General features: G+C 73.5%; 17 protein-coding genes. 4 read left to right on the forward strand and 13 right to left on the reverse strand.

Annotated features, from left to right (window positions below):
* Positions 1-12: 12 nt before the first annotated feature.
* The 3 genes from topA to P8S73_RS05135 form a co-directional block, all read right to left on the reverse strand.
* On the reverse strand, positions 13-2913 hold the full coding sequence (topA, locus tag P8S73_RS05125; RefSeq protein ID WP_039100590.1) for a type I DNA topoisomerase: 2901 nt from the start codon (positions 2911-2913) through the stop codon (positions 13-15).
* Positions 2914-3144: 231 nt separating this feature from the next.
* Positions 3145-4899 carry a methyltransferase gene (locus P8S73_RS05130; RefSeq protein WP_135010873.1) on the reverse strand — a complete coding sequence of 585 codons (1755 nt, stop codon included), beginning with the start codon at positions 4897-4899 and terminating at the stop codon, positions 3145-3147.
* Between the two features lie 2 nt (positions 4900-4901).
* On the reverse strand, positions 4902-5360 hold the full coding sequence (locus P8S73_RS05135) for a pyridoxamine 5'-phosphate oxidase family protein (RefSeq protein ID WP_039100588.1): 459 nt from the start codon (positions 5358-5360) through the stop codon (positions 4902-4904).
* Between the two features lie 277 nt (positions 5361-5637).
* Between P8S73_RS05135 and P8S73_RS05140 the strand changes: the two genes are divergently transcribed.
* Positions 5638-7968, forward strand: coding sequence for a DEAD/DEAH box helicase (locus P8S73_RS05140; RefSeq protein ID WP_039100629.1), 2331 nt, complete (start codon positions 5638-5640; stop codon positions 7966-7968).
* 191 nt (positions 7969-8159) lie between these two features.
* Here P8S73_RS05140 and P8S73_RS05145 read toward each other — a convergent pair whose 3' ends face one another.
* The 7 genes from P8S73_RS05145 to ssd form a co-directional block, all read right to left on the reverse strand.
* Positions 8160-8528, reverse strand: coding sequence for an Rv3654c family TadE-like protein (locus tag P8S73_RS05145; RefSeq protein ID WP_135010764.1), 369 nt, complete (start codon positions 8526-8528; stop codon positions 8160-8162).
* Positions 8515-9012 carry a TadE family type IV pilus minor pilin gene (locus P8S73_RS05150; RefSeq protein WP_052239178.1) on the reverse strand — a complete coding sequence of 166 codons (498 nt, stop codon included), beginning with the start codon at positions 9010-9012 and terminating at the stop codon, positions 8515-8517. Before P8S73_RS05150 ends, P8S73_RS05145 begins: the two co-directional genes overlap by 14 nt.
* A 121-nt stretch (positions 9013-9133) precedes the next feature.
* On the reverse strand, positions 9134-9511 hold the full coding sequence (locus P8S73_RS05155; RefSeq protein WP_039100586.1) for a DUF4244 domain-containing protein: 378 nt from the start codon (positions 9509-9511) through the stop codon (positions 9134-9136).
* Positions 9512-9651: 140 nt separating this feature from the next.
* Positions 9652-10257 (reverse strand): type II secretion system F family protein, encoded by a 606-nt coding sequence (locus tag P8S73_RS05160; RefSeq protein ID WP_124109104.1) that lies wholly within the window; start codon positions 10255-10257, stop codon positions 9652-9654.
* On the reverse strand, positions 10254-11024 hold the full coding sequence (locus tag P8S73_RS05165; protein ID WP_224764893.1) for a type II secretion system F family protein: 771 nt from the start codon (positions 11022-11024) through the stop codon (positions 10254-10256). The genes P8S73_RS05160 and P8S73_RS05165 overlap by 4 nt, the downstream gene beginning before the upstream one ends.
* Positions 11021-12241 carry a TadA family conjugal transfer-associated ATPase gene (locus P8S73_RS05170; protein WP_224764892.1) on the reverse strand — a complete coding sequence of 407 codons (1221 nt, stop codon included), beginning with the start codon at positions 12239-12241 and terminating at the stop codon, positions 11021-11023. The genes P8S73_RS05165 and P8S73_RS05170 overlap by 4 nt, the downstream gene beginning before the upstream one ends.
* A complete protein-coding gene (ssd, locus tag P8S73_RS05175; RefSeq protein ID WP_224764891.1) occupies positions 12238-13494 on the reverse strand; it encodes a septum site-determining protein Ssd in 1257 nt (418 codons plus the stop codon). The genes P8S73_RS05170 and ssd overlap by 4 nt, the downstream gene beginning before the upstream one ends.
* A 171-nt stretch (positions 13495-13665) precedes the next feature.
* Here ssd and P8S73_RS05180 point away from each other — a divergent pair, with 171 nt between their 5' ends.
* A complete protein-coding gene (locus P8S73_RS05180) occupies positions 13666-14247 on the forward strand; it encodes a hypothetical protein (protein ID WP_121566562.1) in 582 nt (193 codons plus the stop codon).
* Positions 14248-14283: 36 nt separating this feature from the next.
* Here P8S73_RS05180 and P8S73_RS05185 read toward each other — a convergent pair whose 3' ends face one another.
* A complete protein-coding gene (locus P8S73_RS05185) occupies positions 14284-14958 on the reverse strand; it encodes a peptidyl-tRNA hydrolase PTH2 (RefSeq protein ID WP_019310059.1) in 675 nt (224 codons plus the stop codon).
* Positions 14959-15181: 223 nt separating this feature from the next.
* On the opposite strand from P8S73_RS05185, the gene P8S73_RS05190 reads away from it, so the two are divergent.
* Positions 15182-15628, forward strand: coding sequence for an HD domain-containing protein (locus tag P8S73_RS05190; protein ID WP_019310058.1), 447 nt, complete (start codon positions 15182-15184; stop codon positions 15626-15628).
* A gap of 186 nt (positions 15629-15814) precedes the next feature.
* Entirely contained in the window at positions 15815-17572 is a 1758-nt protein-coding gene (locus P8S73_RS05195) for a bifunctional 3'-5' exonuclease/DNA polymerase (protein ID WP_019310057.1), read from the forward strand.
* A 96-nt stretch (positions 17573-17668) separates the two neighbouring features.
* Here the strand turns inward: P8S73_RS05195 and P8S73_RS05200 are convergent, their stop codons facing one another.
* A complete protein-coding gene (locus P8S73_RS05200; protein WP_019310056.1) occupies positions 17669-18451 on the reverse strand; it encodes a CoA pyrophosphatase in 783 nt (260 codons plus the stop codon).
* A gap of 11 nt (positions 18452-18462) precedes the next feature.
* Entirely contained in the window at positions 18463-19326 is an 864-nt protein-coding gene (gene nth, locus P8S73_RS05205) for an endonuclease III (protein WP_019310055.1), read from the reverse strand.
* Positions 19327-19406 lie beyond the last annotated feature (80 nt).

A 19406-nucleotide genomic window follows, 5' to 3' on the forward strand; every position in this document is an offset into this window, starting at 1 on the left:
GGACGGTGGACGCTACTTCGCGGCGGACTTGGTGGCGGCCGTCTTCCGGGCGGCCGGTTTCTTGGCGGCGGGCTTCTTCGCCGCCGGCTTCCTGACCGCGGGCTTCTTCGCGGTGGAGCTCTTGGCGGTCGAGCTCTTGGCCCGCGAGCGCGCCGGGGCCTTGGCCGGGGCGGGGCCCTTGGCGCGCTTCTCCGCGAGCAGCTGGGAGGCCCGGGCCGCGGTGATCTGCTCGATCGCCTCTGCACGCGGCACGGTCACGTTGGTCTCGCCGTCAGTGATGTACGCGCCGAAGCGGCCCTCCTTGATGACCATGCGCTTCTCCGTGAGGGGATCCGCGCCCAGGTCCGCGAGCGGCGGTCGCGCGGCCTGCCGGCCGCGCTGCTTGGGCTGCGCGTAGATGGTCTTGGCCTCCTCCAGGGTGATCGTGAAGATCTGGTCCTCGGAGGAGATCGAGCGGGAGTCCGAGCCCTTCTTCAGGTACGGCCCGTAGCGCCCGTTCTGCACCGTGATGGTCTCACCGTCCGTGTCCTGGCCGAGTTCACGCGGCAGGGACAGCAGCTTCAGGGCGTCGTCGAGCGTGATGTCCTGCAGGTTCATGGACGAGAACAGCGAGGCCGTGTTCGGCTTGGGCTTCTCGATCTTCTTGGGCTTGGGGTTGCCGTTCTTGTAGTACTCGGTGGGGATCGCGTCGAGCTCCTCCTGCGTGGGCTCGGGCACGATCTCGGTGACGTAGGGGCCGTAGCGGCCGTCCTTGGCCACGATGGTGCGCCCGTTCTCCGGGTTCACGCCGAGCTCCCGGCCGTCCGCCTTGCCGATCTCCATGAGCTCCTGCGCCTTCTCCGGCGTGAGCTCGTCCGGGGCGAGGTCCAGGGGGACGTTCGCGCGCACGGGATCCGTGATCTCCCCGGTCTCCGGGTCCACGGTGCCGCCGGACTCCAGGTAGGGGCCGTACTTGCCCACGCGCAGGGTGATCTCGTCCGTGATCGGGATGGAGTTCACCGCGCGGGCGTCGATCTCCCCGAGGTCTTCCACGATGGGCTTGAGCCCGGGCTCGGACGGGTTCTCCCCGAAGTAGAAGCCCGAGAGCCACTTCACGCGCTCGGCCTCGCCGCGGGCGATCCGGTCAAGGTCGTCCTCGAGCTCCGCCGTGAAGTCGTAGTCCACGTAGTCGGAGAAGTGCTCCTCCAGCAGGCGCACCACGGAGAACGCGAGCCAGGACGGGATGAGGGCGGAACCGCGCACCTGCACGTAGCCGCGGTCCATGATCGTGGAGATCGTGGCGGCGTACGTGGAGGGGCGTCCGATGCCCAGCTCGTCCAGGGTCTTCACCAGCGAGGCCTCGGTGTATCGGGCCGGCGGGGTGGTGGTGTGCCCGTCCGCGGTGACCTCGGAGGCGTCCAGGGCGTCGCCCTCGGCCATCACGGGCAGGCGTTTGTCCTCGTCCTTCGCGCCCTTCTTGCCGGAGTCCGCGGTGAGGTCCGGGTTCACGTCCCGGCCCTCCTCGTACGCGGCCAGGAACCCCCGGAAGGTGATGACGGTTCCGGAGGCCGAGAACTCGGCGTCGGCCCCGGCGTGCTCACCGGCGGCGGAGGTGGCCGTGGCGCCCAGGCGCACCGTGGCGGTGTCGCCCTTGGCGTCCTGCATCTGGGAGGCCACGGTGCGCTTCCAGATCAGCTCGTAGAGCTTGTACTCGTCCACGGACAGCTGCGAGCGCACCTGGGAGGGCGTGCGGAAGGTGTCCCCGGCGGGGCGCACGGCCTCGTGGGCCTCCTGCGCGTTCTTGGACTTGGAGGCGTACACGCGCTTGGAGGACGGCACGAACTCCGGGCCGTAGAGCTCCTTGGCCTGCGCGCGGGCGGCGTTGACGGCCTGGTCGGACAGGGCCACCGAGTCCGTTCGCATGTACGTGATGTAGCCGTTCTCGTACAGCCGCTGCGCCACGCGCATGGTGGTGCGGGACGTGAAGCGCAGCTTGCGCGCGGCCTCCTGCTGCAGCGTGGAGGTGGTGAACGGTGCCGCGGGGCGGCGTGTGTAGGGCTTGGTCTCCAGCGAACGGACCGAGAAGCGCGCGTCCTGCAGGCCGGCCGCGAGCGCCGTCGCCACCGCTTCGTCCAGCGTGACCGGGGCGTTGCCGGAGGACGGGGACTTGAGCTGGCCGCGGTCGTCGAAGTCCTTGCCCGTGGCCACCCGGCGGCCGTCCACGGAGCTCAGCCGCGCGGAGAACGCGCGCCCGGCGTCCTGGCCCTCGGGGCGGGAAAACTGGCCCGTGAGGTCCCAGTAGTCGGCGGGCACGAACGCGATCCGCTCACGCTCGCGCTGGACCACCAGACGGGTGGCCACGGACTGCACACGCCCCGCGGACAGGCCCGCGGCCACCTTGCGCCACAGCACCGGCGAGATCTCGTAGCCGTAGAGCCGGTCCAGGATCCGGCGGGTCTCCTGGGCGTCCACGAGGTCCTGGTCGATGTCCCGCAGCTGGCCGAAGCCGCGCTCGATGGCCTCCTTGGTGATCTCGGGGAACGTCAGGCGGTAGACGGGCACCTTGGGCTTGAGCACCTGCAGCAGGTGCCACGCGATGGCCTCGCCCTCGCGGTCCCCATCGGTGGCGAGGTAGAGGGCGTCCGCGTCCTTCAGCTTGCGCTTGAGCTCGGTGACCTTCTTCTTCTTGTCCGGGTTCACCACGTAGTACGGGTCGAACTCGTGCTCCACGTCCACCGCGAACTTGCCGTACGGGCCCTTCTTCATGTCCGTGGGCAGCTCGGAGGGCTGCGGCAGGTCACGGATGTGGCCCATGGAGGACTCCACCTCGTAGGCGTCCCCCAGGTAGCCCGCGATCGTCTTCACCTTGGACGGTGACTCCACGATCAGCAGGCTCTTGCCCGTGCCGGCGGTCTTGGTGGCCTTCGGTGCCAAAGGTGCTCCTCGTCGTGACCCGTGGTTGCGGGGCGGGTCTGTTGCTGGTGGTCGCCGTTCAGCGTAGGCGACGGCGCCCGGTCTGGTGCTCGTGGGGTGTCTCGTCCCGCGTCTGAGACGTCAGCGTACGTCACGCGGCTCACCGGCCCCGCTGTGTCTCGCGACTGTGCAGACGTTCACACCCGGTGGGCGGCCGTGGTCCGGATCAGGATCACGCGCTCGCCCACGGGGTCAGTCTGACACCTCCAGCAGGAACCCGTGGGCGATGAGACCTGCGATCTCGGCCACCAGCTGCTCGGACGGGCCCTCCTCCCACCCCAGCAGCACGCCCAGGGCCGTGAGGATCTGCTGGGCGCTGAGCTCGCCGTCGCACACCCCGGCGAAGCCCGCGGCCTCGCTGGACAGGATCACGGTGCGCCGCAGTCCTGCGCCCTGCCGCAGCAGGATCAGGGACGGGTCCTCCGCGCCCGGGGTGCCGTGGCGCTCCTCGGTGACGTCCGGCGCCACGGTGAGACGACGCTCCAGCCACGCGGGCTGCCCGGCGGCACCGCTCTGGGCGTCCGCCGCCTCCCGGCCCAGGCGCACGGTCCGCTCCCACTCCGCGGCCAGGGCTGGGGCGATCGGCTGCTGGATCGGGTGCGGGACGGTCTCGAAGATCCGCGGCAGGGACGACGACGCCGCACGGCCGGGTTCCACGGTCCCGCTCACCGTGCGCTCGGTGTCCTCGGGGCGCTGCAGCCACACCATGCCGAAGCCGATCGCGGCCACGTCCCGGGAGGCGAAGTCGTCCAGGTAGGCGGCGTAGGCGCGGTCGAACGCCTGCGGATCGCGCTGCTGGGAGGCGTCCTGCAGCCAGGTCTCGGCGTACTCGCACGGGTCCTGCAGCTCGCGCTGGATGACCCACGCCCCGGTGCCCGTGGGGATCCAGGACTCCGGGCCGCGGGACCACGTGGACTCGGGCTCGCCCTGGGGATCGCGCGGGATCTCCCAGTTGGCGAGCAGGTGCGCGGTGCCGCCCGGGGCCAGCACCGAGGGCAGCTCCGCGAGCAGGTCCCGCACGATCCGGTCCCCGGGCAGGCCGCCGTCCCGGTAGGTGAAGCGTTCGGTGTCCGTCTCCTGCGGGGTGCGCGGGGTGATCACGAACGGCGGGTTGGACACCACCATGTCGAAGTGCTGCCCGGCCACCGGCTCCAGCATGCTGCCCAGTTCCAGGCGCACACGGTTCTCCAGGTGCTCCGGGTCCAGGCCCAGGGCCGGGGCGTTGAGCACCAGGTTGAAGCGCGTGGTGGCCAGGGCACGCTCGGAAATGTCCGTGGCGGTGACGTGCTCCGCGTGGGCCAGCAGGTGGAACGTCTGGATGCCGCAGCCCGTGCCGAGGTCCAGGGCCGTGGCCACCGGGCGGCGCGGGGTGGACTGCACCAGGGTGGTGGAGGCGCCACCGATGCCCAGCACGTGGTCGTGGCGCAGCACGCCCGGGCGCTGGAAGGCCCCCAGGTCGCTCGCGACCCAGAGCTCCTCGGAGGAGTCCGTGGCGTAGGGGCGCAGGTCCATCGCGGCGCTCAGCAGCGGGTCGGCGCCTGCGCCGGTGCCCGCGCCGGAGTCTGCGCCGGTGCCCCCGCCGGTGCTCGTGGGCTCGGAGGTTCCCTCCACCAGCCCGAGACGCACCAGTCCGGCGGCACCCACGGTGGGAAGGGCGGCGTCGAGCGCGGAGGACCGAACAGGGTCGCCCAGGAGGAAGAACGCCGTCAGGGCGCTCAGCGCAGGATCCTGTGACCCGCGCTCGCGCAGGGCACGCCGGGCGGGCACGGCCTGGTCGCGAGACCACGCGGACATGGCCTCCGGGCCCACCAGGTCCGTGACACGGTCCACCGTGAAGCCCGCCGCGGCGAGGTCCGCGCGCAGGGCGGCGACCAGGGCGGCGTCGTCGGAACGGGGTGCGTCCGGGACGGTGCTGAACCGGGCGGGACCGGAGGCGGCCTGGGCCACGCTCAGTGACCCAGCCGGAACGCGCGGCCGGTGATGCGCGTGGGGGTGATCTCCACGAACTCGATCTTCTCCGTGTTCAGCCACGGCCGCAGCCCGAGCCCCTCCACGCGCTTGATCTCGTCCGCGTCCGTGATCATGGCCGCGGTGCCGCGGACCACCACGGAGTGCGCCTCGGAACCGGCGGTGCGGTCGATCTCCAGGGCCACGTTCGGGTTCAGCTGCAGGTGCAGCACCTTGGTGCCCTTGGCGGAGCGGAAGTAGATCTTCTCGCCGTCGGCCACGATGTTCAGGGGCGTGATGTCGATCTCGTCCCCGTCGCGGGTGGCCAGCCGGGCGAAGCGGGCCTGGCGGAGCAGCTCCCAGCTCTGCTCCTCGCTGAGCTCCGTGACGGGCGAGCCCTGCGGGGCGTCCTCGTGCTCGCCGGAGATGTTCATGGGGTGGGGATGTGCGTCGTTGCTCATGCCCCCATGATTCCACGCAGGTGGGCGCGGTGGGTGAGGGTGGCCGGACACGTCGTCGGCACCCCGGGCGGGGAGCGGGCCGTGGGGCGAGCAGCAGGGCCGGGGCGGGCGGCGCCGCCGATGCGCCGCGCGGCCGAGGTGCGGTGTGGCCGGCGCGCGGTACGGCCGGGGTGTGGGGCGGCGGCAGTTCGGTGCGGCGGCGGTGCGGGCCGCCAGCCGCCCCCGGGAGCGGGGCAGCTCGTTCGTGGCCCCTCACCGGGTGAGTGACAATGACGGGATGACGACCTCCCAGGAGATGGTGGACCTGCTCGGCCGCGGACCGCGCCCCGAGCAGGTGCGCCACGTCCGGGAGATTCCCGAGCGCGCCCCGGTCCACGCCCCGTGGCCGGACTGGCTGCACCCGGACGTGGTGGCCGCCTACGAGCGGCTGGGCATCCACGAGCCCTACGCACACCAGGTGGCCGCGCTGACCGCCCCGCGGCACGCGATCGTGGCCACCGGCACCGCCTCCGGCAAGTCGCTCGTCTACCAGTCCCTCGTGGTGGACGCCGTGCACCGCGGCCGCCTGGCCGTGGCCGAGCGCCCCGGGATGCTCCACCACCCGGACGAGGCCACCGCCCTCTACCTCTCCCCCACCAAGGCGCTCGCCGCGGACCAGCTCACGTCCCTGCGCTCCCTGGGGTTCGACGACCTCCGGGCCGCCACGTACGACGGGGACACCGATCCCGGCGAGCGCCGCTGGATCCGCGAGCACGCGGACGTGATCCTGTGCAACCCGGACATGCTCCACCACGGGGTCCTTCCGAACCACGCCGGGTGGTCCCGGTTCCTGCGGCGGCTGCGCTACGTGATCATCGACGAGGCCCACTCCTACCGCGGTGTCTTCGGCTCCCACGTGGCGGTGGTGCTGCGCCGGCTCGCGCGGATCGCGGCGCACTACGGGGCGTCCCCGCGGTTCATCGGGGCGTCCGCGACGAGTGCCTCCCCGCAGGAGTCCTTCGCCAAGCTCATCGGCTGCCCTCCCGAGGACGTCACGGCGGTCACCGAGGACACCTCTCCCCACGGCTCCCGCACGGTGGTGCTGTGGGAGCCCGAGCAGTCTCCCGGGGGCTCGGACAATGGCGCCCCACGACGCCGCACGGTCACCGCCGAGGCCTCGGACATGCTCACCGATCTGGTGCTGCGCCAGGTGCGCACCATCGCGTTCATCCGCTCCCGGCGCGGCGCGGAGACGATCGCGCAGGCCGCCCACCGGCAGCTGGAAGAGGTGGACCCCTCCCTCGGCCACCGGGTGGCGGCGTACCGCTCCGGTTTCCTCCCGGAGGAGCGGCGAGAGCTGGAGCAGCAGCTGCGGGACGGGCGGCTGCTCGGGGTGGCCAGCACCTCCGCGCTGGAGCTGGGGATCGACATCGCGGGCCTGGACGCCGTGCTCGTGGCCGGGTGGCCGGGCACCCGGGCCTCGTTCCTGCAGCAGATCGGCCGGGCCGGGCGGTCCGGGCAGCAGGCGCTCGCGGCGCTGATCGCCGGGGACGACCCCCTGGACGGGTACCTGGTGAACCACCCCGAGGCGATCTTCGACGTCCCCGTGGAGGCCACGGTGTTCGAGGCGTCCAACCCGTACGTGCTGGCACCCCATCTGTGCGCGGCGGCCGCCGAGCTGCCGCTGCGCCCCGAGGAGCTGGAGCGCTTCGGGCCCACGGCCCGGGACGTGGTGGACTCCCTCACCGCGGCGGGCCACCTGCGGCGCCGCCCGTCCGGCTGGTTCTGGACCCGCTCTGAGCAGCCCGCGGGCATGGTCTCGATCCGTTCCGGGGACGGCGGACCGGTGCAGATCATCGACTCGGACACGGGAACCGTGCTGGGCACGATGGGCGCGCCGCAGTCCCACTACCAGGCACACCCCGGGGCGGTGTACGTGCACCAGGGCAGGACCTACCTGGTGGACGAGCTGGACGAGGAGCTGCACGTGGCGGCCGTGCGACGGGCGTTCCCGGATTTCTACACGGTGGCGCGGGACGTGACCGAGGTGCGGGTGGACTCGGTGGCGGACTCCATGCAGTGGGGTCCCGTGACCGTCCACCGCGGTGCCGTGGACGTGACCACGCAGGTGATCAGCTACCAGCGCAAGCTTGTGGCCTCCAACGAGGTGGCGGGCGAAGAACCCCTGGAGCTGCCACCGCGGCAGCTGTCCACGGTGGCCACGTGGTTCACGGTGTCCGGGCCTCAGCTGGCCGCCATGGGCATCGAGGAGCCGGACATCCCCGGAGCCCTGCACGCCGCGGAGCACGCCATGATCGGGCTGCTGCCGCTGCTGGCCTCGTGCGACCGGTGGGACGTGGGCGGGCTGTCCACCGCGCTGCACGTGGACACCGAGCTGCCCACGATCTTCGTGCACGACGGCCACCCCGGCGGCGCGGGCTTCGCTGAACGCGGCTACGACATGTTCCGCACGTGGGTGGCCGCCACCCGGGACGCGATCGCCCAGTGCGAGTGCGAGTCCGGCTGCCCGTCCTGCGTGCAGTCCCCCAAGTGCGGCAACCGCAACAACCCGCTGGACAAGGCCGGAGCCCTGAAGCTGCTCCACGGGGTGCTGCGCTTCGCACCCTGAGCGGCCTCCGCGCGGGCAAGGGCGGGCGAGGTGCCCACCCTCCACGGAGTCGGCGCCCCGTGCGGTCTCCGTGCGGGCGAGGGCGGACGGGGACTCCTGCCGCCGGTGGCCCTCCTCCCGCGACGCCGACCAGTTCCATCCGTGTCCGCCCGGCCCCGGAGACCCTGGGCGCTTCCCCCGGGTCGTGACCATCACGGCTCCCCCGGCGGCGGCCCGGCGCGGGACACCCCGCGCGCCGGGCCAAGCGGAGTCAGCGGCGACGGCAGGTCAATGGTCGCGGTGACGTCCACCGTGGTGTTCTCCGGGGCCAGCACCGCGCACTCGACGGCGTCCGCACCGTTCTCCCGGGCCACCGCCTGGGCGGTCTCGCACGGGATGCCAGTGCTGAGTCCGCGGGCGACGTCCGCGGCCGCGAGCGCCGCCAGGTCCGCGGCCTTGGCGGCCCGGTGGGTGGCGATCCCCGCCTGCGCCACGAGAAGCAGCGCGATCAGCAGCGTGCACAGCACCGCCGCGAGGGTGAGCCCGTGCACCGTCCCGGAACCCTCGTCACGGTCCTCCATCACCCGCTCCGTCCTGGTCCGTGGCGGGCTCGTTGCCACCGGATTCTTTCGTGGCGCCCTTTTGCTTGAGCTCCTCGGCCTCTCTCTGCCCGTCGTTCGACCGCGCTCCCGCGCCACTCTCCACCGCGGCACTCGCGTTCGCGTCGAGGCGCCAGTTGCTCCACTGACCCAAGATCCCGGGGGCTGGACCGCTCACGGCCACCGTCACGCGACCGGCTGCCCCGCCCACGACAACGTTGGCCGACTCACCGGCGATCTCCCGCGCGGTGCGCTCGACCACCGCCGTATTCTCACCGCGCGCGGCAGCACGGGCGGACGCCCGCGCCGCTTCCTCGTAGCGGACGGTGGTCATCCCCGCGGCGGCCGCCGCGAGCAGGACCGCGAGCAGCAGCACGAGGGCGGGCATGATGACTGCGGTCTCCACGGTCACCGCACCCCGGTCCGGGTCGGTGTGGTCTGGACGAGCTCTGCTCCGGTCGATCATGGTTCCTCCTGACGGGTGGTGGGTGACTCGGCAGCCCGGTCTCCGTTGCACCGACCCACCGGAGCGCGGGGCGTCCGCCCGTTGCGACGAGCACCCCGCGCTCCGTGGCGTCGGCGGCATCTCAGATGGCCAGGGCCTTCTGAATGATCCCGAGCAGCATCCCGGACACGGAGTCCGAGGAGAGCACCGCGGCCATGACCCCGCCGAACGCGGCGGCGGCCAGCACGATGACCGCGTACTCCGCGGTGGACGCCCCGAGGTCGGGGTCGTCCCGGTCCAGGCAGGCGAGCTCGGAGACGCCGGGGTTCGTGTCGTCCCCCGCGTCCTCGACCGGGTGCTGCGACGGGTCCGTGACCTCGGCAGGGGCCTCGGTGTCCGGCCCGAACGTCGGCTCGGTGACCGGCACGGCCCGGGGCGGCACGTCAGCGAGGTGGGCGGCGTCGTCGTGCTCGGGGGTCGAGCTGGCGGGAGTGGCGGAAGAGCAGGTGAGCGTGGACATGTGGGTCTCCTTCGGTGGGTGGAACGGTGGTGTGCAGTGCAGGATGTGAAAAGGGGTGTGGTGGGCGCGCGCAATGGGCCGCGCACGCACGCGAGCGGGCGGGCCCCGCGCCCGAGAAACCCGGTGGATGTGCCGGGCGGTCATGAGCCGAACGCCCTGGGCAGCAGGCTCATGAGCACGGGCACCACGCCCCAGCACATGAACGCGGGCAGGAAGCACAGGCCCAGGGGAAGCACGAGCTTCACCGCGAGGGCTTCGGCGGCGCGCTCCGCCCGGCGGTACTCGGCGCGGCGCACCAGCTCCGCCTGCCCGCGCAGCACGGAGGCGGACGCTGTGGCCGAGGTGGCCGTGAACTCCAGGGCGTCGCGGTAGTCGTGGATCTCCTGGGGCAGCGTCTTCTCGTGCGGCCACGCCGTCTCCCACGAGAGACCGAGCCGCAGGGCGGCGGCCGCCCGGGACAGTGCCGGGTACGGGCGTCCCGCGCTGCTGTCCGCCAGGACCCCCACGGCCTCGGCGAGCGGCAGCCCAGCGTCCAGCTGGCACGCCGTGAGCTCGACGAGAGCGGCGGCGGGCAGAGCGGGAAACGAGTGGTCCCCCGGCCCCGGACGAGCACGGCGCGGGGCGGAACCGTCGGCCGCGCGGCGTCGTCGGCCCGGCCCGTGTGAGCGGAGACCGAACGCGCCCGGTGACGCCCACAGCAGCAGGGCACCGGCGGCGAGCAGGCCCGCGAGGACTGCGGCGATCACGACCCGTTCACCGCCTCGGCGCGGTGCATGAGGCTGCGCGTCCACAGCCGGCCCGCGATGCTCAGTCCGGCCCCGGCGGCGAGCGCGATCCGCCCCCACACGGTGGTGAGCAGGGTGGTCACGGGGTCCGTGCCCATGAGCACGCCGAGCCCCAGGGCGAGGACGGGCAACCAGGACAGGGTGCGGACGGTGACGCGGGGCCCGGCCAGGGCGCTCTCGCGGGCGGCCTGGGCGTCCAGCTGCGACTCGAGGGACTCCGCGACCCCGGAGAGGGTCTGGGCGAGTGAGGAGCCGGAGCGTTCCGAGATCTCCCAGCACGCCGCGAGCTGGGCGCACACCGAGCGGGCCGTGGCGCCGAGCATGCGGTCCCCCACGGGGGCGGGCCTGCGGGCGAACTGACCGAGCGTCGTCGAGACCGGAATGCCCACGAGAGCCGCGGCGTGCACCTCCTGGCACACCCGGGTGATCCACCGGGATGTGGGATCGGCTGCGGTGGCGCCGGGAGCGATCTCCGCGAAGACCGTGGACGGCGCCCGCCCGGCGTGCAGCAGCGCGGCCAGGCGGCGCACCGTGGTGACCCAGCGCATGGCCTCGGTGGCACGGTCCCGGCGCCGCCACCTTGCGAGCAGCCGCGGGCGCGGCGTCGCGCCCGCGCGCGACGGGGACAGAACGCCTGCCGACCTCAGCCGACCGGCGGGTGCGGCAGTACCTGTGCCGAGGAGCAGGGCGGCGAGCACCAGAGCGCCCGCGAGCACGGCGGCCGTCACGACAGCTCCCGTCCGCGGGCCAGCAGCTGCGCCAGTCGGGGCCACCCGGGGCCCTGCACCGGGTGGCCGTCCGTGGTGGTCAGCGCGGGCAGGGTGCGCAGCACACCGTCTCCCAGTGCCAGGACGCACACCTCGGTCAATCGTCGACCGGCGGGTGTGCGGTCCACGTGGGCCACGAGGTCCAGGGCACTGGCCGCCTGCAGGTCCACGGCCTCGCGGCTGAGCCCCGCCAGGGATCCGAGCGCGGCGAGCCGCGCGGGCACCGACCGGGCCGAGTTCGAGTGGACCGTGCCCGCTCCGCGGTGCCCGGTGTTCAGCGCCGTCAGCAGGTCCCGCACCTCCGCACCGCGGCACTCGCCCACCACGAGCCAGTCCGGGCGCATCCGCAGGGCCTGGCGCACGAGCTCGGAGAGGTCCACGGACCCGGCGCCCTCCACGTTCTCCTGGCGGGCCTGCAGACCCACCACGTGCGGGTGCTCCGGGTTCAGCTCGGCGGCGTCCTCCACCAGCACGATCCGCTGCTCGGACGGGCACTGGGACAGCAACGCGGAGAGCACCGTGGTCTTCCCGGAGCCGGTGGCTCCGCTGATCATGAGGTTCGCCCCGGCCGCCATGGCGTCGGTGAGCACGTCCGCGACGAAGGGGTGCACCGTGCCGGAGGCCACGAGATCCGCCAGGGACAGCCGCTGCAGCGCCCGGAACCGGATGGACAGCAGCGTTCCGCCGGTGGACACGGGCGGGATCACGGCATGCACGCGCAGGCCGGCTGAGGTCTGCACGTCCACGCAGGGGTGGCCGTCGTCCAGCCGCCGCCCGGCGGCCGTCACGAGCCGCACGGCGAGCGCCCGCAGCTGCGCCTCGCCCGTGAACGGGGAGGTCACTCGCCGGATCCCCTCCAGGGTCTCCACGAACACGTTCTCGTGGCCGTTGACGTAGAGATCGCTCAGCCCGGAGGCGGGCAGCAGGGGTTCGAGCGGGCCCAGGCCGGTCAGCTGCGCCTTGACGTGTTGGGCCGCGCGAACCGAGCCCACGGCGCCGAGCACCCGCCCGGTCTCCCGCACGGCGGTGGCGATCCGGGTGTCCGTGATGGCGCCGCCCTCGGCGAGCAGCCGTTCACGCACCTGCTCCACGAACGCGTCGTCGAGCTCGGTGGCGCTCCCGGCGGCGTCGGCGGCCCTGGCACGGTCGTGGCTCGTGCGGCTGGACACCGCGGTCACGACAGCTCCTCCAGGGCCCGGGCGAGCGCCGCAACCGTCTTGGCGTGCTTGGCGGTCCGGCCGCGGCGCAGCACGGTGCCGTCGTCCAGGTGCTGGGGCACGCGCGCATCGAAGGCGATCGTGGCGGCGCACGGCACCCCGGTGGCGTCGGCTAGGACGCGCGGTTCGAGGTCCGCGACGTTGATGCCCGTGAGCGCGGTGAGCGCGGGCACCGCACCGCAGCGGGCCACGGTGTGCTCGGCCGCAAGCACACCGCGCACCGTGCGCGGGGTCAGCACCAGCACGGCGTCGCACCAGCGGGCCTGGCGTTCGAGGTCCGCGCGGGAGAGGTCCACGACCTGCACCGCCGCGGCCCCGCGCAGTGCCGCGACGACCGTGGCCGCGGGCACCGTCTCCGCGTGCGTGGCGCGGCGGTCCCACGAGAGGTAGCGCAGCGACTCCACACGCGGCATGGCGGCCCACAGCTGGTCCGCGGCCACGGCGCCGGAGAACTGGTTCAGCTCGGGCCAGCGCAGCCCGTCCGTGCCCTCCTCACCGAGCACGAGGTCCAGTCCCGCACCCAGCGGATCCCCGTCCACCAGGGCGGTCCCGTGGCCCTGCGCGGCGAAGTGCCCCGCGAGCCAGCTCGCCACGGTGGACGCGCCGACCCCTCCGGTGGCCCCGACGACGCCGTACACCCGCCCGAGCGCCCGCGGCACCTCCGCGTCCACGGAGCGGGAGATCAGTTCGGCCAGCCACGCGGCGGCCTGCGGCAGCACCACCACGGCGGACGCCCCGCGCCGTGCCGCGACGTCCCACGCGTCGCCGTGCTCGGCGAGCGCCACGACCACCACTCCCGGTGGCACGGCCTCCCCCTCCCAGCAGGCGTCCACGAGCACCACGTCCGACGACGCTCGCACCCCCGTCTCCCCGCCCTCGACCGTGAGAGGTACCGCGGCGCCGATGCACACCGCCTCCACGGCCTCCGCGAGGTCCGGGCAGCTGGTGAGCAGGCGGACGCCGCGCCCGCGATCCTGCCGTGACGGGGCAGGGGCCGACCGGGTGCGCCCCCACTGGCGGGGCGCGATGGGCCCGTCCCACGAGGCGGGCCCGTGGCCCACTCGCTCGTCCCCGGTGAACCGGTCCACCGACGTCGATCCGGCGGCTCCCCGGGGCGGTCCGACGGCCTCCGGAGCCGCGCCGGCGGCGCGACGAGCTCGGCGCGGACTGGCTGCGGTGGGAGCGCCCGGGGCGGTCATGTGTGCGGTGGTCATGCCCCCACGGTGGCGTTCCCGCCACACCCACCGACCGGGCCGCCTCCCGATTGGGGAGCGTCGCCAACTGCCGGTCAGGGCGGGACGGGCTGTGCAGTGACCCCGCCGCGCGCCGAGAGCTCTGGCCGAAGGTCCATTGCCTCCGCTGGCTCGGACGGCAACCATGAGGTGATGGACATCAAGCCCGTCACCCGTGCGTCAGTCGTCGGCGCCCTGGCCCTCTGGTTCGCCTACGTGGGGCTCGTGGTGCTCCTCTTCCGCTGGGCGAGCGGCGAGTTCGCCCCGATCCTCGTGGCCGCGGCCGTGGTGGCGGGCGTGTCTGCGGCCATCTTCAGCGTGGTGTCCTGGCGCCCCGGCGTTCGCCGGGACGAGGGGTGGGAACTCACGGTCCACGGTGCCCGCTGCCAGGGCCGGGCCCATCTGGATGTCCCTGCCGAGGACGTGCCGGGACTGGTGGAGCGGGTGTGCCAGCGCAATGAAGAGCTGGGGCTGCGGACACTCGCGGCTCACGGCGGCACGGCAACAACGGGGCCCTCGTTCCGGACGTGGGGCGAGCGCCTGCGCTTCGCCATCCGCCCGTCCTCCGACGGAGGCTCCGAGGTGGAGGCCACGTGCCGTCCGGTCGTGCCGTTCGTGGTCTCGGACTGGGGTCGCAGCGAACGGATCCTCCGCGAGTTCCTGAACGATCTGCACCAGGAATCCCTCCAGACACAGGCCCCGTCCCACACCGCCGGGCCGACACACACCCTCTAGAGGGGCGTCCGCCTCACAGGGCGAGGGCGACTCTGCTCACCACCACGCCCGCGTGGTGTCCGTGGGCCCGTCCAGCTCGGTCAGCCCGGAGTCCGTGACCGTCACCGGCCGTCGCGTCCCGGTCCACTCCCGCTCCGAGGGGAACACCACCCTCACGCGGTAGTCATCCGCCCGCCAACGTTCCCGCACGTCGGCGGGCATGTCCTCCCACGCGAGCTGCGCGGCGTGACCACACTGGGCCGCGAGCTTGCCGCTGGAAATCCCCAGCCCCGGCGCCACCTCCACGGTCACCACGGCGTCCTCGGTCCGTGACGCGCCTCCCGCCGGGAACTGCGTTCCGGACACCTGCAGCTTGTGCAGTTCTCTCGGCAGGGGGCGCACCGGGGCCGGGACGAACGCGCGCACGGCGGCCGCGGCGTCGTCGTCCAAGCCGGTGCGAACCACCGTGACGCCGGGCAGGGACTGGACGTCCTCCCAGCGCTTGCCGTCCGCGCGGCGCACGAGCTTGCGGATCTGCACGTCCCGCCAGGTCCGCACGGCCTCGTGCCAGGGCCCGCCGGGGGCGCTGCGCTCGTCGGCCAGCAGGGTGACGACGGCGCTCGCGGCCGCCTCCGCCACGTCCACCTCGCGTGCCGGATGGGCCTTGTCCCGGTGCACGACCAGCTGCATGGCCCACGGCACGTCCTGCTCCTCGTTCGCCTCGCTCGTCATGCCGACCAGTCTTCCACCGGCCCCGCGGAGCACGACGCCGCCCGCTCCCCCTGGCCTGCGCGTCCCGGGTTCAGGAGCGGCCGCGGTCGCTTATGCGTGTCCTGGCCATCCGGTAGACCTGGAGGCATCAGCGGGACGGGACGTGCTGGCAGAAAGAACGCGTGGGCGGTTCCCCGGCCACGACGCAGCACTCACCGCGCCCGCCCGGCATGCAGGAGGAGCCATGAGCACTCTCACGGACCGCGCCAGGGACATCGCCACCCGGGCGCACCGGGGCCAGACGGACAAGACCGGCGCGGACTACATCGACCACCCGCGCCGCGTCGCTGAGCGGGTGCGCCAGTACGCGGCCGCGGACCAGCAGGAGGCAGCCCAGGTGGTGGCGTGGCTGCACGACGTCGTGGAGGACACCGGGGTGACCCTCGACGACCTCCGCGAGGACTTCCCAGCGAATGTCGTCGCCGGAGTGGACGCCATGACCCGGCGGCCAGGTGAGGACGGCGACGACTACTACCGGCGGGTGGCTGCCCACCCCCTGGCGCGCGCCGTGAAGCAGGCAGACCTGGACGACAACACGGACCCCGCCCGCACGGCCCTCCTGGACGAGGACACCCGTGCCCGCCTGGCCCGCAAGTACGCCCACGCCCGGGAGGTGCTTGCGGCCGGGTGAGGTGCTCGCCGCCGGGTGAGGTGCTCGCCGCCGGGTGAGTCCTCCGGCGAACCGTGGCGGGTCCGCCTGTTCCTCCCCCCGTTCGCCGCCGAACGCATAAACACCTGCCCCCCGCAGAGACCCGGCGGGGCGGAAGCTCGGCGCAGCGGGCCGCCGCTGTCGGAACCCCGGCCCATAATGAACCCCATGCACATTGTGGTGGCCGCCTCCGAGCCCGGGACCTGGGTCCTGCAGGTGGTCTCCGCCAACGGCGAGCGCGCGGGGCAGGAGCTCACGGTCTCGGACGCGGAGCTGCCCGGCGTCGTCGCCCAGCAGGAGGAGGCGGCCGCCCGCGCAGGCGTCCAGCCCCCGGTGTGGACCTGGCAGGACACCTCCGTGCCCGCCGCGCTGCTGTGCGCCGCGGGGGTGTGGGTCACGCGGTGCCGGGACCTGGGGCTGTGCGCCACCATCCTGGCCACGGCCTCCACCGCCCCGGGCTCGGGCGCGCCCGACGACGCCGGGGAACCCCGCCCCCTCACCTACCGTCCCGTCCTCGAACCGGCAGACCCGCGGCACGTTCCCGGGCCCCGGCCACTGGCGCCGGCGAGCAACCAGGGATCGCTGTTCGCCGTGGCCGAGGAGCACGGACCGGGCGTCACGGAGCTGATCGCCGAACTCGCGGCCCAGACCAGCGCATGTACCACGGCCCGGAACCCGCAGCGTCTCGAACGGCTGCTGAGCCTCGAGTCCCAGGGGGCGCTCGTGGCCGCGGACATGCGCCACCGGGGCATCCCGTGGAGCCCCACGGTGCACCAGCAGATCCTGGAGGACATGCTCGGCCCGCGTCCGGCGGGTGAGGAGCGCCCCGCCCGGATGCAGGAGCTCGCACAGGAGGTCCGCACCGCACTGGCCGCGCCCACCCTGAACCCGGACTCGCCCGTGGAGCTGCTCAAGGCCCTGCGCAACGCCGGGGTGGACGTGGACACCACCCGCGCGTTCAAGCTCCAGGACTGGACGCTCGTCAACGGTCAGCCGCAGGAGCAGCGCGTGGCCACCGTGGCCCCGGTGCTCGAGTACAAGAAGCTCTCCCGCGTCTTCTCCGCCACCGGGTGGCACTGGCTGGACACCTGGGTCCACGAGGGCCGCTTCCACCCCGAGTACGTGGTGGGCGGCGTCGTCACCGGCCGGTGGGCGGCGCGCGGCGGGGGTGCCCTGCAGATCCCCAAGTACATCCGGGACGCGGTGCGCGCGGACCCCGGGCACGCGCTCGTCGTCGCGGACGCCGCTCAGCTGGAGCCCCGCGTGCTCGCCATCCTCGCTCGCGACGACGCCCTGGCCGAGGCCTCGCGCGGCCGCGACCTCTACACCGCCATCGCGGAGCAGGGCCAGGCCCGCGGTTCCGAGCTCACCGAGCGCTCCCACGCGAAGCTCGCGCTGCTGGGGGCCATGTACGGCGCGACGTCCGGGGCGGGCGGGCGGTTCATGCCGCAGCTGACCCGCATGTTCCCGCGGGCCGTGGGCTACGTGGAGCATGCCGCGCGCGTGGGCGAGCTCGGCCAGCAGGTGTGCACCTACCTGGGCCGCTGGTCCCCCGCGCCGGGCCCGGAGTGGTTCGAGGTGCAGCGCGCCACGGACACGCAGGCCGGCGAGCGCCGCGCCGCGCAGGCATCCCGCAGCCACGGCCGGTTCTCCCGCAACTTCGTGGTCCAGGGCTCGGCGGCGGAGTGGGCGCTCGCGTGGCTCGGCCACATCCGTCAGGGCCTGCACAGCGCGGACGTGGACGCGGAACTCGTGTTCTTCCTCCACGACGAGGTCATGGTGCACTGCGCCGAGCAGCACGCGGACCGGGTCCAGCAGATCGTGGAGCATGCCGCGGAGCAGGCGGTGCGTACGGTGTTCGGCACGGTGCCGGTGGAGGTACCGGTGGCCACGACCGTGGTGACGTCCTACGCGGACGCGAAGTAGAGGCGCTGCCTCACCGACCCGACGGAGAGGCCACCCAGACGCGGCCTCCGCAACCGGGTCACCCCACGTGACGAACTCACTCCGCCCGGCCCGGCCCTACTTCCTCGGCCCCATCCCCGGCGCCGGCCGCTTCACCGAGCGGTCCCAGTCCACGGACCACCCGAGCCACTCGAGCACGCGGTCCAGCACCACGCCCGTGAAGCCCCACACGGTCACGGTCTCGGGGACCCCGGCCACGGAGACGTCGAACGCCGGGGACTTGTAGGTCTGGTTCCCCCGGGTCACGGTCGCGTAGTAGCGGTGGGCGGGGTTGATGAGGTCCAGCACCGGCACGCGGAACACCAGGGAGGACTCGGCGTGGTCCACCACGTCCACGGGCGACTGGCTGCGCCACCACCCGATCACGGGGGTCACCAGGTGGTTGCTCACGGGCAGCGGCACCTCGTGCAGTGCCCCGAGCACCTCCACGCCGGCCGGGTCCACACCGGTCTCTTCCTGGGCCTCGCGCAGCGCCGCGCGCACGTGCGGGGCGCTCACGGTTCCTCCGGGGGTCTCCAGGGTGGTTCCCGGCTCGCCGTCGGGTGGGTCGAGGCGCCCGCCAGGGAAGGCCACCTGGCCGGGATGCGCCCGCAGCGTGGAGGCGCGCTGCACCAGCAGCACGTCCAGGTCCCGCCCGGGGCCCTCCGCGTGCTCGGCATAGGCGGAGGGCACACTGTCCAGCGCACCGAACAGGATGAGCACCGCCGAGTGCCTGAAGTTCTCGTCCAGCTGCCCGATCCGCCACGGCTCGCGGTCGTGCATGACCACGGAGTCGCCGTGGCGCGCGAGCTCCACGAGCTGCTCGCGCGGGCTGCCCGGCTGAGCCTGGGAAGTGGTCATCGTCCGTCCTCTCACGCGCTGAGCGTGTGTCCCTCGGCGCGCAGCTGCCGCCGGGTGCGCCCTGCCATGAACCCGGCCAGCAGGTCCTCGCGGCCGGGTTTCAATTCGTAGCCGAGCAGCGTTCGTGCCGCCTCCGGGTCCGTGGGGCCCTCGCCGTAGGAGGGGCACAGGTCCGCCACGGGACACACCCCGCACGCGGGCCGACGGGAGTGGCAGATCCGCCGCCCGTGGTAGATCAGCTCGTGGGACAGCTCCGTCCACAGCGCGGGCGGGAACAGCGCGGCCACGTCCGCCTCGACCTTGACCGGATCGTCCTGGGTGCTCCATCCCAGCCTGCGCGCGAGCCGTCCGAAGTGGGTGTCCACGGTGATCCCGGGCACCCTGAACGCGTTGCCGAGCACCACGTTCGCCGTCTTGCGCCCCACGCCGGGCAGGGTCACGAGCTGCTCGAGCGTGCCGGGCACGGCGCCGTCGTACTCGTCCACGATGCGCGCGGCCAGGGCCTGGATCGAGCGTGCCTTGGAGCGGTAGAAACCGAGGGAGCGCACCATCTCCTGGACGTCCTCGGCGGGGGCCTCGGCCAGCTCGCGCGGGCCGGGGTACGCGGCAAGGAGCCCCGGCGTGACCGCGTTGACCCGGATGTCGGTGGTCTGCGCGGACAGGACTGTGGCCACGAGCAGCTGCCAGGCGTCGTCGTAGTCCAGCTCCGCCACGGCGTAGGGGTACGTCTGCGCGAGGATCCGCTGGATGCGCCGTGCGCGCCGCGTCCTGGACAGGGCCGTCTCACTCCCGGCACGACGACGCCGCGCGGCCGCCTGCTCCGCCTGCCGCGCCGGGACGAAACGCACGTGCTCGGCTGCGGCGGGGGTCTCCATGCCCTCGATCATGCTGTGCCCCGTGACGGGGGTCAAACCCGCCCGAACAGCACGGAACGCGCTCGACATGCGCCCGCGCA

Origin of the sequence: Kocuria sp. ChxB, assembly GCF_044359605.1 — a bacterium.
Taxonomy (GTDB): domain Bacteria; phylum Actinomycetota; class Actinomycetes; order Actinomycetales; family Micrococcaceae; genus Kocuria; species Kocuria rhizophila.